Annotated in this window: 15 protein-coding genes; 6 read left to right on the top strand and 9 right to left on the bottom strand. The window is 33.0% G+C overall.

The genetic code is table 11. The features are described from left to right. The 5 genes from ACH2BG_RS09265 to panB all read right to left on the bottom strand — a co-directional run. The coding region (locus ACH2BG_RS09265) for a hypothetical protein (protein ID WP_395047410.1) at positions 1-705 on the bottom strand (705 nt) is incomplete at its 3' end. 20 nt (positions 706-725) lie between these two features. Continuing rightward, a complete protein-coding gene (locus tag ACH2BG_RS09270; protein WP_395047411.1) occupies positions 726-2,054 on the bottom strand; it encodes an aldehyde dehydrogenase in 1,329 nt (442 codons plus the stop codon). Between the two features lie 29 nt (positions 2,055-2,083). After that, a complete protein-coding gene (locus ACH2BG_RS09275; RefSeq protein WP_395047412.1) occupies positions 2,084-2,773 on the bottom strand; it encodes an RluA family pseudouridine synthase in 690 nt (229 codons plus the stop codon). Between the two features lie 64 nt (positions 2,774-2,837). Next, a complete protein-coding gene (locus ACH2BG_RS09280) occupies positions 2,838-3,188 on the bottom strand; it encodes a four helix bundle protein (RefSeq protein WP_395047413.1) in 351 nt (116 codons plus the stop codon). Between the two features lie 45 nt (positions 3,189-3,233). After that, positions 3,234-4,052 carry a 3-methyl-2-oxobutanoate hydroxymethyltransferase gene (gene panB / locus ACH2BG_RS09285; protein ID WP_395047414.1) on the bottom strand — a complete coding sequence of 273 codons (819 nt, stop codon included), beginning with the start codon at positions 4,050-4,052 and terminating at the stop codon, positions 3,234-3,236. A 100-nt stretch (positions 4,053-4,152) separates the two neighbouring features. Between panB and ACH2BG_RS09290 the strand changes: the two genes are divergently transcribed. Next, on the top strand, positions 4,153-4,584 hold the full coding sequence (locus tag ACH2BG_RS09290; protein ID WP_395047415.1) for a nuclear transport factor 2 family protein: 432 nt from the start codon (positions 4,153-4,155) through the stop codon (positions 4,582-4,584). A gap of 25 nt (positions 4,585-4,609) precedes the next feature. On the opposite strand, the gene ACH2BG_RS09295 is transcribed toward ACH2BG_RS09290, so the two are convergent. Together ACH2BG_RS09295 and ACH2BG_RS09300 are read right to left on the bottom strand one after the other, a co-directional pair. Continuing rightward, entirely contained in the window at positions 4,610-5,215 is a 606-nt protein-coding gene (locus ACH2BG_RS09295) for a hypothetical protein (protein WP_395047416.1), read from the bottom strand. 22 nt (positions 5,216-5,237) lie between these two features. Continuing rightward, positions 5,238-6,665, bottom strand: coding sequence for an L-serine ammonia-lyase (locus tag ACH2BG_RS09300; RefSeq protein WP_395047417.1), 1,428 nt, complete (start codon positions 6,663-6,665; stop codon positions 5,238-5,240). 129 nt (positions 6,666-6,794) lie between these two features. On the opposite strand from ACH2BG_RS09300, the gene ACH2BG_RS09305 reads away from it, so the two are divergent. The 3 genes from ACH2BG_RS09305 to ACH2BG_RS09315 all read left to right on the top strand — a co-directional run bounded on the left by ACH2BG_RS09305 (position 6,795) and on the right by ACH2BG_RS09315 (position 9,836). Further along, positions 6,795-8,723 (top strand): LTA synthase family protein, encoded by a 1,929-nt coding sequence (locus ACH2BG_RS09305; RefSeq protein ID WP_395047418.1) that lies wholly within the window; start codon positions 6,795-6,797, stop codon positions 8,721-8,723. Positions 8,724-8,790: 67 nt separating this feature from the next. Next, positions 8,791-9,372, top strand: coding sequence for a dual specificity protein phosphatase family protein (locus tag ACH2BG_RS09310; protein ID WP_395047419.1), 582 nt, complete (start codon positions 8,791-8,793; stop codon positions 9,370-9,372). Between the two features lie 65 nt (positions 9,373-9,437). After that, a complete protein-coding gene (locus tag ACH2BG_RS09315; RefSeq protein WP_395047420.1) occupies positions 9,438-9,836 on the top strand; it encodes a class I SAM-dependent methyltransferase in 399 nt (132 codons plus the stop codon). A 363-nt stretch (positions 9,837-10,199) separates the two neighbouring features. On the opposite strand, the gene ACH2BG_RS09320 is transcribed toward ACH2BG_RS09315, so the two are convergent. Together ACH2BG_RS09320 and ACH2BG_RS09325 are read right to left on the bottom strand one after the other, a co-directional pair. Continuing rightward, positions 10,200-11,642, bottom strand: coding sequence for an inorganic phosphate transporter (locus ACH2BG_RS09320; RefSeq protein WP_395047421.1), 1,443 nt, complete (start codon positions 11,640-11,642; stop codon positions 10,200-10,202). A 22-nt stretch (positions 11,643-11,664) separates the two neighbouring features. Continuing rightward, on the bottom strand, positions 11,665-12,318 hold the full coding sequence (locus ACH2BG_RS09325; protein WP_395047422.1) for a DUF47 domain-containing protein: 654 nt from the start codon (positions 12,316-12,318) through the stop codon (positions 11,665-11,667). 172 nt (positions 12,319-12,490) lie between these two features. Here ACH2BG_RS09325 and ACH2BG_RS09330 point away from each other — a divergent pair, with 172 nt between their 5' ends. Then, a complete protein-coding gene (locus tag ACH2BG_RS09330; protein WP_395047423.1) occupies positions 12,491-14,119 on the top strand; it encodes an acyl-CoA carboxylase subunit beta in 1,629 nt (542 codons plus the stop codon). 40 nt (positions 14,120-14,159) lie between these two features. After that, on the top strand, positions 14,160-14,369 hold the full coding sequence (locus ACH2BG_RS09335; RefSeq protein ID WP_395047424.1) for a hypothetical protein: 210 nt from the start codon (positions 14,160-14,162) through the stop codon (positions 14,367-14,369). Positions 14,370-15,434 lie beyond the last annotated feature (1,065 nt).

Consider the following 15,434-nt stretch of genomic DNA (forward strand, 5'->3'; position numbering starts at 1 on the left):
GTAAATACTATATTGCATTGCATAGGCGAATGGTATTGTAAAAAATAAACCAATACACAACGCAATTATTCCAATTGCAGAAAATATTCCGGCTACAATCATTAATAATAAAACAATAAAAAAGTTGTTTAAAATTTTGGAGCAACTTTGCTTAACTGCATCGATAAAATTTAAATTTTTAAAAATGACCAATGGTATTGCTATAAATGTAAGTATCGATATGGTGTAAGAAATTATAAATCCTAGAATATCTCCAGAAGTATTTGGTAAAGCATTTTTTAACAAAATATTCAATCCTACTGAAAATAAGGAAATTGTAGTTGTAGCTAATATAATATCTAAAAATTGCGGGCTGTTTACATAATAATATATCGAAGAAAAGGTAACTTCTTGATCATTATCCGCATCATGAGCCATTTTTAGCATTCCAGCCACAAAGGGACTTATAAGTACTGTAAAACCTATAACAATAGCAAAATAAATTAGCAATCCGTTGGTTGATAACGTTTCTGGATTAAAATTTTTCATCAGTTCAGGAAGTTCTTCTTTGTTAAAAAAATAGCCAACTCCCACCATTGAAAGCATTGTTAGGATAAGCATTAGAAATATAAAAGCCAATCCGCCCATAAGTGCCGTTTTTTTCCAGATTTCAAAAGCTTCGTTGATTGTTTCACCTAAATCTAAAGATTTTTTAATGTCATTCATTTCTTCCATTTTTGTTTAATTTAAAGCCAGTTTAGTATTCGTTTTATAATATTTACTTTGTTTTTGTAAGGAGCATATCGCAAAGGTAAGTCTAACCAATTTCCTTTTCTAACAATGGCTTTTTTATGCGAAAAAGTATCGAAACTTAGTTTGCCGTGATAAGCACCAATTCCGCTATGACCAACACCACCAAAAGGCAAACGACTATTTGAAAAATGGATGATAGTATCATTTACACAACCGCCACCAAAAGAATATTTATTTAGAACTTCTTTAATAAACGACTTGTTTTCTGAGAAAATAAATAGAGATAATGGTTTTTCGTATTTAGAAATAATTCTTTCAATATCTGCCTTCGATTCATAAGAAAGTATGGGTAAAATAGGACCAAAAATTTCTTCTTTCATTACAGGACTGTCTAAACTAGGTTCGTCGAGTAGTGTAGGAGCAAGGTAAAAATCATTTCTATTAGATTCTCCACCAAAAAGAATGGTCTGATTTTCGATTAAAAATAATTGTCTTTCCCAGTTTTTGAGGTTTATAATTCTAGCAAAATCTTCAGATTCTTGTGGGTTTTCACCCAAAGCATTTTTTATTTCTTCGATAATATATTTGATCAATTTGGATTTCATTTTATGATGAACCAATATATAATCGGGCGCAATGCAGGTTTGTCCGGCATTTAAGATTTTACCCCAAACAATACGTTTTGCAGCAAGTGGAAGATTTGCAGTTTCATCAACAATACAAGGGTTTTTTCCGCCTAACTCGAGTGTTACGGGTGTTAGGTTTTCGGCAGCAGCTTTTGCTACAATTTTTCCAACAGCAACACTTCCTGTAAAGAAAATATAATCCCACCGTTTTTTTAGTAAATCCTGAGCAATAGTATAATCGCCGGTTACGACCACAACATGTTTTACTTCAAACGATTCTCTAATTATTTTTGAAATTATTGCTGATGTGTAAGGCGTGAGTTCCGACGGTTTTAGTGTTACTTTATTTCCTGCTGCAACCGCTGCAATTAGCGGACTTATTGCTAATTGAAAAGGATAATTCCAAGGAGAAATAAGCAGCACTTTTCCGTAAGGTTCGCTGTATATATAATCCGAAGAAGGAAAATTTAGAAGTGATGGAAATACCCATTTAGGCTTGCTCCAAGAATCTATTTTATTAATAGTGTTTTTTAGTTCCGAAATGATATATGATGTTTCGGTAACAATTCCTTCAAATCTTGGTTTTTTAAAATCTTTATATAAAGCTTCCAGAATTTCTTCTTCGTGAATGATAATATTTTTTAAGAGCTTTTTTAATGCTTCTTTTCTTTGTGAAACAGAGGGTAAATTATTCATCGAAAATATTTTTTAGCTAATATAATAAATTAAATGGCTCGCCAAATCACATCATCAGGAACAGGTGCGATAATTTGTATATTTTCTTTAGTAACAGGATGTGTGAAAACTAATTTTCTGGCATGAAGATGTATTCCACCGTCAGGATTGCTTCTGTCGAAACCATATTTTAAATCTCCTTTTATAGGTGAACCAATGGCAGAAAGTTGGGCTCTAATTTGGTGATGACGACCTGTGTGAAGATTAATTTCTAAAGCAAAATAGTTGTTTAATTCCTTGATTATTTTATAATCTAAAGAAGCCAATTTGCTTTCAGGAACTTCTTTGATATGCGCTTTTGAAGTGTTGTTTTTTTCATTTCTTTTTAGATAATGAACTAATTTATCTTCACTTTTTGGAGGCTTGTTTTTTACGACTGCCCAATAGGTTTTTTGAGTTTCTCGGTTACTAAACATTTCGTTTAGTCGAGTTAAAGCCTTACTGGTTCTTGCAAAAACTACAATTCCCGTTGTTGGTCTGTCTAATCTGTGTACAACGCCTAAAAAAACTTCACCTGGTTTATTGTATTTGTCTTTTATATATTCTTTGACAACTTCCGATAACGGTTTGTCTCCTGTTTTGTCTCCTTGCACAATATCTCCCACACGCTTATTTACCACAATAATGTGATTGTCTTCGTGAAGGACTTGTAAATTATTTTTGTTTGAGAGAGTTTTCATTTAGACTTCTTAGATTTTTAGACTTACTTAGATTTTTAGACTTACTTAGATTTTTAGACAAGAACTATAATAAAGTGGCTCTAAATCTAGAAGTCATTTTGATGATTTCTTCTAAAGTGTTCGTTAAATCAATAATATTCTCATGATTAATAAAGCCTAAATCGGACGAAATTAGAAGTTGTGTTTCTACTTCGTATGCAGAACCAATAGCAATTTCTAAAAATCTTGCAAAATCTTTATTTGAATTTCTTGATGAACCTTCAGCAATATTTGATGGAATTGAAACAGATGCTCTTCTTAATTGATTTGTAAGTCCAAATTTTTCTTCAGCAGGAAAAGATGAAGTTGCAGTGTAAATTTTATGACAAAATTCTCTGCTTTTTTTCCAAATTAATAATTCTTTAAATTGATGCATTTTTCTAAGAAGTCTAAGTCAGTCTAAAAATCTAAACAGTCTAAATTAATATTGCTCACCAGCATTAGGAAAATCTTTACTTTTCACATCAGCAACATAATTGCCTATGGCTTTTGTCATTTGGTCGTATAAATCTAAGTATCTCCTTAAGAATCTTGGACTAAATTCGTTGTTCATACCTAACATATCGTGAATAACTAAAACTTGTCCGTCGACTCCGCCACCAGCGCCAATTCCTATTACAGGAATAGAAATACTTTGGGCAACTTTTTCGGCTAAATGTGCTGGAATTTTTTCTAAAACCAAAGCAAAACAACCTAATTTTTCTAATAATTTAGCATCTTCAAGTAATTTTTCCGCTTCTTCTTCTTCTTTGGCACGAACAGTATAAGTCCCAAACTTGTATATAGATTGCGGTGTAAGTCCCAAATGTCCCATAACTGGAATCCCTGCATTTAGAATTTTCTTGATAGAATCTTTTATTTCCCTTCCACCTTCAAGTTTTACAGCATGTCCGCCACTTTCTTTCATAATTCTAATAGACGAACGAAGTGCTTCTTTTGAATCCGATTGGTAGCTTCCAAAAGGTAAATCGACTACAACCAAAGCTCTTTCAATTGCACGAACTACGCCAGATGCGTGATAAATCATTTGGTCTAAAGTAATAGGTAAAGTTGTTTCGTGTCCAGCCATCACATTACTGGCAGAATCTCCAACTAAAATAACATCGACTCCTGCAGTATCTACAATTTTTGCCATCGTATAATCGTAGGCTGTGAGCATAGAAATTTTTTCGCCATTGGCTTTCATTTCTATCAATGATTTGGTGGTAATTCGTTTGTAATCTTTTTTAGCTACTGACATAATGGTAAATTTTGAAGTGTAAAAGTACTACAAATTCTATAAAAGTGTAACAATTATTCGTTTTTTGATACAAATAAAATAACCTTTAAAAATATGAAATATGAAATATTTTGCTGCTCTATTTATCTTTTGTTTTGCTTTAAATGCGAATGCACAAAAGTCTGAAATTGAAAATACAGTTAAAACTTTTTTTGATGGCTTTCATACAAAAGATACCCTAAAAATCAAATCTGTTTGCCACGATAAAATGATTTTACAATCGATCATAGAAGGACAAAAAGGAACCAAATTGGTTGATGAAAAAACAACAGAATTTTACAAATCATTCTCGACTTTTCCAGCGGATATGAAATTTGAAGAAAAGATTTTGAGTTATAATATTCAAGTTGATGGAGCAATGGCAGATGCTTGGACACCTTACGAATTTTATATCAATGGAAAACTAAGTCATTCTGGTGTGAACGCTTTTACATTTTTCAAAGAAAATAATCTATGGAAAATCATTCATATTATTGATACTAGAAGAAAATAATTTAACATCGATAACTTTTTTGTTTTCAAAGTTTCAACTTTCGATTTGATATTCCTGTATAAATAGAATACAAAAGTAAAAATGGAAAAGTAACCAAAAGTAAAATTGAATATATAGCTCCATAAAAAACGAATAAGGTGAATAAAATCACATCAGTTAAATTTGGAGCTATATTTTTTGGATTATGGTTTAGATTTAAAATTTCACGCAATTCGAAAATTTTCATATCTAGAGCAGTTTCGTTAGAAAAGATATCGTGATACAAGTTTTTTGTCCTTCTTCCTCGTGCGAATGCTTTCAAAACTCGTGAAAAACTGAAAGGTAAGCCAACCATTACACCACTAGTATCAATTAAAAAAGCAGCCCAATATTTTTTACATCCTGAGGCAATTTCCCAAGTACTAATTTCACTTTCGCCAATAATTGTGGTATCATATCCTGTCAATAAATGATGAATATCGTGTTTGATTACTGCTTCTCTGCGGGCATCAAAATTGGGAAAATAGAAATTAAATTTTGGAGTCAATTCAATTCTTACACTAGAGCTTTTTTGACCACCATCTAACCCTAAATTATTATCAATGTAAAATTGTTGAAGTAATTCTCTAGGTGTTTGTTGTTCAATATTCATTTTGATATTTATTCAAATTAGACTAACAATCAGACATATTTACAGCAATTGCTAATCCTCCTTCAGAAGTTTCTTTGTATTTGTTATTCATGTCTTTAGCAGTTTGCCACATCGTATTTACTACTTTGTCTAATGGAACTTTGGCATTTTTAGGATCGGTTTCTAGTGCTAATTCGGCAGCATTTATAGCTTTTATGGCTCCCATTGTATTTCTTTCGATGCACGGAATTTGAACCAAACCACCAATCGGGTCGCAGGTTAATCCCAAATGATGTTCCATAGCAATTTCAGCCGCCATTAAAACTTGTTCTGGAGTTCCGCCCATGAGTTCGCATAGTGCAGCCGCAGCCATAGCTGATGATACGCCAATTTCGGCTTGACAACCGCCCATTGCAGCGGATATTGTTGCACCTTTTTTGAAAATACTTCCTATTTCGCCAGCAACCATCAAGAATTGTTTAATTTCTTTTTCGCCAGCTTCATGGTTTTCGATACATAAATAATACATCAAAACAGCAGGAATTACACCAGCACTTCCGTTGGTTGGTGCTGTTACTACTCGTCCTAGCGAAGCATTCACTTCATTTACCGCAAGGGCAAAACAAGAAACCCATTTTAGAATTTGACGAAATTTGACTTCGGTTTTTCTAATACATTCTAGCCATTCTTGAGGGTTCGAATAATTGGCCAATCCAATTAGGTTTTGATGCATATCGAATGCACGTCTTCTTACATTCAATCCGCCCGGTAAAATCCCTTCAGAATGACAACCAATGTACATACACTCTAGCATGGTTTCCCAAATTCTCATTAACTCATGATGAATTTGTTCTTCGGAACGCATCGATTTTTCGTTTTCGTACACGATTTCAGATATTTTTTTATTTTCCGAAATACAATATTGCAATAATTCTGCTGCTAGATTTATTGGAAAAGGAAAAGCATGTTTTATTTCAGTTTTTTTCTTGGCACTTGTTCGTTCTTCTTTAACCACAAATCCGCCACCAATAGAGTAGAAGGTCGATTGGTATTCTTTTTCATCGGAAGTAAATGCTGTAAATGTTAAGCCATTGGCATGAAAAGGAAGAAAGTTTTTATTGAAAACAATGTCTTGTAAAAAATAAAACGGAATAAGTTGTTTGTTACCCAAGTTTATTTCTTTTTTGTCTTCAATATTTTTTATAATTCCAGAAATGTTTTGCACAGGAATATATTCTGGATCTTGTCCGCTAAGTCCTAACATGATTGCTAAATCGGTTGCATGACCAGTTCCTGTTAGCGAAAGAGAACCATACAAATCGACTTTAACTCGAATTGTTTTGTCTAATATTTTTCTTTCAGTTAATTCGGCTAAAAATCTTTCGGCAGCACGCCAAGGTCCAAGCGTGTGTGAGCTAGATGGACCAACGCCAATTTTTAACATATCAAATACTGAAATACACTCTTCCATAAAACGGCTTCTTTAGTATTACAAATATATGTTTTGTTTGATAAAGTTAGAATAATAATTATGTATTAAAATTCTTCCATTGCGATTATATTTTTCTATTTTTACAAGTACTTTTTAATTACAATTTTCATGTCTAAATTTTTCAGATTTCAAGAATATAAAGTCTTGTTTTATAGAGTGTTATTGGCTTTTTTGTTTTATTCGATTGCCAGATTGGGTTTCTTTTTATATAATTATAAATTACTAAAAGTAGATTCTGTTTCCGAATATATATCGTTAGCCTATCATGGTTTGGTCTTTGATACGACTGCGATTTTGTATGTAAATGGATTGTTTATTTTACTTTCGATACTTCCATTTTGGATAAATACTTCAAAAAAATATCAGATTTTTCTATTCTGGGTCTATTTTATTTCTAATGCTATCGCGTATGCAACGAATTTTATAGATTATATTTATTACCGATTTACTTATGCCAGAACTACAATTGCAATTCTAGATATTGCTAAAAATGAGACAAATAAAGGTAGTTTGTTTTCTCGTTTTATTGTTGATTATTGGCATGTTTATGCATTGTTTTTTATATTATTATTCTTTTGGATTTATTTGTATAAAAAGGTAAAAGTTGCTCAAACACAAATTACAATTGGTAAAATTAAATATTTCGCCTACTCGATAATTGGATTGTTAGTTATAGCAACTATGACTATTGGTGGGATTCGTGGAGATTTTAAGAAAAGTACCAGACCAATTAATATGATTGATGCAAACAGATATGTTACAAAACCACAACATGCAGATATTGTGCTAAATACGCCTTTTGCATTAATCAGAACAATGAAAACTAATAGTTTCAAAAAAATAAATTTAGTATCAGAAGAACAAATAAAAAACTCAATTCAACCTATAAAACAGTACAAAAATAATCCGCTTACAAAACCCAATATTGTAGTCATTATTACCGAAAGTATGGGAAGAGAATATTTGGGATCATTTAATAAAAATTATGCGATTCCAGATTACAAAAGTTACACACCATTTATAGATTCGCTAGCGCAACACAGTTTAATTTTTACTAATGCTTTTGCAAACGGAAGTAAATCGATACACGGAATGTCGTCAGTAATTGCTGGTGTTCCGTCGTTTAGAGATGCATTTACATCATCACCATATCCGAAGCAAAAAATACAATCGTTGGTTTCTACGCTTCAGGAATTGGGTTATGATACGTCATTTTTTCATGGTGCGGCTAATGGTTCGATGGGATTTTTAGGTTTCGGAAATATTTTAGGTTTCGACCATTATTACGGACGAACAGAGTTTAACAATGACAAAGAATTTGATGGCTCTTGGGGAATTTGGGACGAGCCGTTTATGCAATTTATGAAACAAGAATTAGACAAAAAGAAAACGCCTTTTTTTAGTACCATATTTACAGTTTCGTCGCACGAACCGTTTATTCCGCCAGCAAAATATAAAGATACTTTTCCAAAAGGAACAATTCCTATGCATACAGTTGTAGGTTATACCGATTATGCTTTCAAAAAATTCTTCGAATCGGCTAGCAAACAACCTTGGTTTAACAATACTATTTTTATAATTACAGCAGATCATTGTAATCAGACATATTATCCTTTTTACAATCAAATAGTTAACCGTTCGGCAGTTCCTGTTTTAATTTACAAACCCAATAGCAATCTAAAAGGTGTTAATACCGATTTTGCCCAACAAATAGATATTTATCCGACGATATTAGATATGATAGGTTATCAGAAACCTTTTAGAAGCTGGGGCAGAAGCTTGGTTGGAGACAAAAAGATATCACCATTTGTTTGTAATTTTAATGGTGGACAATACCAGTTTATGCAAGGAAATTATATTTGTACTTTCGATGGAAAAGAAATTGTAGGAATTTATAATAAAACAGATTTGGGTTTAGAAAATAACTTGATGGGAAAAGTAAAAAATCAAGAAGTTGAGAAGCTCGAAATATCAGCAAAAGCATTTATTCAGGATTATATGAGAAGAATTATGGATAAAAAATTGACAGCAAATTAGTTAACATAATTTTATCTTCCATTTTTAAATTTTGCTATACATTTGCAAGAAAACAACAATATTTTATATGAGTTCTAAAGTAAAAAAAATAGTCATAACGTTAAGTATCATCATACTTCTATTTGTTGGAAAGTATGTGTATGATATGAATATCAATCATAATTTCGAAACGATAACTGAAGGGAAAGTATATAAATCGGGCGTTATTCCGCCAGACGAAATAGCAAGTTATGTTAAGAAATATAATATAAAATCTATTGTCGATTTGCGTTTCCCAGGAACTACCGATTTAGTGAATAATCCAGAAATCCCTACTGAATTAACTGCCGAAAAAGAAGCCGTTTCAAAAATAAAAGGAGTAAACTATTTTAACAATGGTTCAGATCAGGTTCCTACACAAGAAAATGTAAATTCATTTTTAAAAATTATGGATAACAAAGCCAATTATCCAGTCCTAATTCATTGCTATCACGGTGTTGGTCGTGCCGAAATGTATTCTGCAATTTACCGAATTGAATACGAAAATTTCACCAACAAAGAAGCCAGAAATAATGTGCGAGCACTAATAAAGTTTAGTTCTTTTGATGATGGCAAGCCAAAAGGAGAATATTTGATGCATTACAAACCGAGAAAAGATTCATTGAAATAAAAGGTTAATGAGAACTAGACAAATTAATGAGTTAGTGGATAGTTAAGCGCAAAAAAACGCACAAAATGAATATAGATAATCAAAAAGAATATTGGGACGAAGTTGCAGAAATAAAAACTTTTACACATCCAATAGATTTAGAATTAATAAATACTTTTTTAAAAAAACAAAGTAGCATTGTTGACTTTGGATGTGGTTATGGAAGAATTGTGAAACAATTAATCGATTTAGGATTTGAAAATGTTTGTGGATTTGACACTTCTAAAGAATTAATCGCAAGAGGAATATCAGAAAACAATTTAGCACTTTATCATATTAATAATCCAACAGAATTAAATCTAGAAGACAATTCTATAGATTGCATTATCCTTTTTGCTGTTTTAACTTGTATTCCTTCCAATGAAGGACAGAATAGTTTAATAAGTTTACTTCTATCTAAACTTAAAAAAGGCGGAATTATATAAGCGATTACTACTTACAAGAAAATTCAGTTGAAGTTGAACGATATGAATATTTAAACGGAGACAAAGATAATTTTGGTGTTTTCAAACTACCTGAAGGAGCTATTTTTCGTCATCATACAAAAGTGTGGATTAAAACTTTGACAAAAGATTTGGATATTTTAATAGAAAATCCATTAGTTGTAAAAACAATGAATGGAAACATTGCAAATGGATTTCAAATAATAGCGAAAAAATAACCAACCACTAACAAAGATTTTACAAGATTGCTAGGCTTAATTTACTTTCTTGAATGTGTTAAATTTAAAAACAAAAAAGGGAGAAACCTAAATTTCTCCCTTTTTGCTTTTATAACAAACTCTTTTTTTATACAAATACTGTCGTAATATAATATACAATGGCTGCGATTGCTGCCGAAACTGGTATCGTTAGCACCCAAGCCCATAATAAACTTATTGTAACTCCCCAACGCACAGCACTAAGTCGTTTTGTGGCACCAACACCAATTATTGAACCTGTAATGGTATGTGTGGTAGAAACAGGAATTCCCATATTAGAAACCGTAAATAAGGTTAATGCTCCTGCGGTTTCTGCACAAACACCTTCTAGTGGCGTTACTTTTGTGATTTTGGTTCCCATTGTTTTCACAATTTTCCAACCTCCCATTAATGTTCCTAAACCAATCATAAAATAACAACCAAATGCGATCCACCAAGGCATCGAGTCCGAATGTACTTTGGTTTTTACTTTATATCCTTCTTTTAGTTTTCCATCAACTATATAATCTGCAAATTGAGCTGATTCTGGATAAGTTGCATTTAGCTTTTTGTCTTCAAAAATAACTTGATTCGTTGTTGCATCTAGGATATCTTTTCCTTTTGTGTAAACAAATATTTTATCTCCGTTTGTATGTTCGGGTTTAAATTTTTCTATTTTACCTTCGGCAGATTCATATTCAATTTGCATTAATTCGGTAACCTGAAGGTTTTTATCAATAGTATTTTCGATACCTTTTTCTCTAGCAATGTTGGCATAAACCATACAAGCTGCACAAATAATTCCCATTACTTTTTGAGAATCGGCACCACCGTGACCTAAAGAAAACGCTGCTGATGATAGTAATTGCAATTTTTTGTACATGTTCGATTCTTTCAAAACCGTTTGGCTTTTTCCGTGAACCACATAATACCAAATATAAAACAGAATCATTGTACCTAACATTGCACCTACAATCCACATCATGATTGGTTTAACATCCATATAATTTACCATATGATTCATTAGGTACATAATACCTAAAGAAAGTACTGTAAATGAACCAATTTTTTTATAAGGATTTCTTTGTATTGTTATAATGGTAATGATGTACGCAATGACTCCTCCAATAACTGGTGCCAAGAAAATAAATGCCACCACTTTAAGTATTTCTGTCGAATTTACAACACTAAAACCTGCATGAGCAATTGCTGCTCCAGCAAACCCTCCAATAAGTGTATGTGATGATGATGATGGAATTCCTAACTTCCAAGTTAATAAATTCCAAATTGTTGCAGCAATTAGTCCGGCGAGAATCACCCAAAGATTTATAGCGCCATTGTCTACAGTTTTTGCAACTGTATTTCCAACACTCATATCAAATATCCAGAAGGCAAGTACATTAAAAAATGCTGCCCAAACAACAGCTTGTCCAGGAGTTAAAACTTTTGTAGAAACAACTGTAGCGATAGAATTTGCTGCATCATGAAAACCGTTGACCAAATCAAATAATAATGCAATAACAATGATTACAATAAGTAACGTTAATTCCATTTGAAGAATTTTAATAAATTAGTTAAGCGTGTTTTACCGAAATTGCTTCAAGTGTTCTGGCAACATTTCTACATTTATCAGTAGCATTATGCAATGCTGATAAAACTTCTTTGTATTTAATTATGTTAATGACATCAGTCTCATTTTCAAACAAATCAGCAACTGCTTTGTCAAAAATAACATCGGCTTTACTTTCTAATTTATATATTTTTTTTACACTGTCATTTATCTTATCAAGATTTTTTAAATCTTTTAATTCAATGACTGCATTATTTATAGAGTTGCAAGATTCAACATTAATTTCTGTTAATTTTCTTATTGATTTATTAATCTTCCCAACATTATACAATCTCATTCTGTTTGAAGCCGAATAAATATTATTTGCCACTTCGTTTATCGATGTAATTAATGAATGAATGTCTTCTCTGTCAAATGGAGTAATAAAGTTTTTACTCAATTCTAAATTCATTTTATGAGTAGTTTCTTCGATACTTATAACTAGTACTTCAACTTGTTTGTAATAATCAATACGGTCCTTTTTTTCGTCTTTACTAATATTTACAGCTTCATGTAGGTTTTCTGACAAAGCAAATAATTCATTAGAAGCTTTTATAAATAAGGGGAAAAAAGTTTTGTCTTTTGGTACAAAAAATTGGAATAAATCTTTTAAAGCCATCTTGCTATTTTTTTAATTTGAATGCAAATGTAGTAATGTAATGTTAAGTTAACATTAAATATTTAAAATAAATCTTTAATTTGAACAGAAAATCAATGATTAAAATCACAATTGATTTTGTATTTTAGCCACATAAAATTATTATTTCTTTTTCAAATTATATTCTATAAAAATGGACATTAACTTCAACAAAAACGAAGACCACAATAAGCTTTTATTATCAGATTTAAGACAACGTTTTGCCAAAGTAAAATTAGGTGGAGGCGAAAAACGAATCCAAAAATTACACAACGAAGGCAAAATGACTGCCAGGGAACGTATTGATTATCTGCTTGATAATAATGAAAACAACATCGAAATTGGTGCTTTTGTTGGTGAAGGAATGTATGCCGAACATGGTGGTTGTCCGTCTGGTGGAGTAGTGGTGAAAATGGGATATATTTCAGGAAAACAATGTATTGTTGTTGCTAATGATGCTACTGTAAAAGCGGGAGCTTGGTTTCCAATAACAGCAAAAAAGAACCTTCGTGCGCAAGAAATTGCTATGGAAAATCGTTTGCCAATTATATACTTAGTCGATTCGGCAGGAGTTTATTTACCTATGCAAGACGAAATTTTTCCTGATAAAGAACATTTCGGACGTATTTTTAGAAACAATGCCATTATGAGCAGTATGGGAATTACCCAAATTGCAGCTGTTATGGGAAGTTGCGTTGCGGGAGGCGCATATCTTCCAATTATGAGCGACGAAGCCATGATTGTAGATAAAACAGGAAGTATTTTCTTGGCAGGAAGCTATTTAGTAAAAGCTGCTATTGGAGAAACTATCGATAATGAAACATTGGGCGGAGCAACCACACATTGCGAAATTTCGGGTGTGACGGATTATAAAGCCAAAGATGACAAAGACGCTTTAGATCGAATAAAAAGTATCGTGGGGAAAATTGGTGATTTCGATAAAGCAGGTTATAACCGAGTTAAATCTCAAAAGCCAGTTCTTGATGAAAAAGAAATATTTGGAATTATTCCAAAATCACGTGCAGATCAATATGATATGTATGAGATTATAAAGCGCATGGTCGATAATTCTGAATTTGATGAATACAAAGGCGATTACGGAAAAACATTAATCACAGCTTATGCCAGAATTGATGGTTGGGCAGTAGGAATTGTGGCGAATCAGCGTAAAGTGGTAAAAAATGCCAAAGGCGAAATGCAATTTGGTGGCGCAATTTATTCTGATTCTGCCGATAAAGCGACCCGTTTTATTGCCAATTGTAATCAGAAGAAAATTCCATTAGTTTTTGTGCAAGACGTTACAGGATTTATGGTTGGAAGCAAATCAGAACATGGCGGAATCATAAAAGATGGTGCCAAAATGGTGAATGCCGTTTCTAATTCGGTAGTACCAAAGTTTACTGTAATCGTAGGAAATTCTTATGGAGCAGGAAATTATGCCATGTGTGGAAAAGCCTATGATCCAAGATTAATATTTGCTTGGCCAAGTGCTGAACTCGCTGTTATGGGCGGAACACAAGCTGCAAAAGTATTGGCGCAAATTGAAGCTTCTTCGCTAAAAGCGAAAGGAGAAGTAATTGATGAAGCCAAAGAAAAAGAACTTTTTGATAAAATAAAAGCACGTTACGACGAGCAAGTTTCCCCATATTATGCGGCTTCTCGCTTGTGGACAGATGCAATAATAGATCCTTTAGAAACCAGAACTTGGATTTCGATGGGGATTGAAGCTGCAAATCATGCACCAATTGAAAAGCAGTTTAATTTGGGAGTAATTCAGGTTTAGAAATTTAACCCATAATTAAATCAATTATTAAGTAGAATATATGAAAAAAGCACTTCTTCTAATCTCAATATTATTTTTTTCAAGTTGTTCATCAGTAAAAAAGCATAATGAACATCTAAACGATTTAATTTCTGAACAAGATTTAAAATCCGATACCGATTTTATTTATAAAAAACTACAAGATTTACACCCAAAATTATATTGGTATATCGCAAAGGAAAATGAAATGGTTACCATAACGTTATACTAAAATATACCCTCTTTCCTTCGCAACACATCATTTCGAATCTTAGTACTGAACAGCTACAGTATGCAGCACTTCAGCAGTGAAAATGTTCTACCTTGAAGCGTCTTGTGAGATTCGAAGTTGTTAGTAGTCAATTGAATCTTCATCTACTAGACGTCCACTGTATGCAACCAAGACATCGATTGCGCAACCTTTCAGGCCGATGCCGAGACATTCTATATCGTCCACGCCATGTTCGCCCTTTGGTTGGTACTCCTGGCCTTGATTGTGACTGCGAATGCTGATCTAACCGTTGAACAGTTTAAGTTGCAATACAAAATTGAGGAGGATGAGCACCTCCAGCAACGCCTTGAGGTGAATTTAAATTCTGTACTGTTTGTCTGCTTTGATGACTTCTTACCAAAAGCACCATCTGATGAGACTCCTGCTTGATTACTAGGTTGATTACGACGGTAAGAGATGCGAGCGGCTTTCCAACTCGCATCAGTGATTCTTCACTATAGTATAGTAAAGTTCATTTGCATGTGAATTATCTCCAGGAAAGCAGATGACCAATGAATTCCAACTATTTGAACCAAGACGTGCAACATTAGCCATCACATCGGCCTACACGATTTCGTCTGCACTTCCACAAGTGATAGTGTAAGTGATGTAGCGTCGTTTTATGACGCTTTCATGGGGCCAATTATCTAATATGTACCTTGTTACCTGATTAGCAACAACGGCATCGTCAGAGTAACCTTTTCGACTACGTCAAAGCCGCAATCGTATGACTTCATTGGAGCTTTCAGTCCAGCGAATACAGGTCGGAATTCCTTTTTGTATATCACAATATTACACCAGACCATATTCCCTTTAGCAGTTGATGTAACCACTTATCCCAGATTTCAGGCGAACGGCCCCCGTGAAGTACGCTTTATGCAGCACGGATGCAGGCTACTTAACCAAGGGAATGGGCGGCCTGAACTTCAATTTTACCAATCTTCGCTCTGACATTTCCTTCCACTACTTCACCGCAACGAAAGCGCCTGGTGGGAAATTCTACCCAGGCACCTTCGCGCCTGTACT

It is taken from the genome of Flavobacterium sp. (assembly GCF_043779715.1).
Lineage (GTDB): Bacteria > Bacteroidota > Bacteroidia > Flavobacteriales > Flavobacteriaceae > Flavobacterium.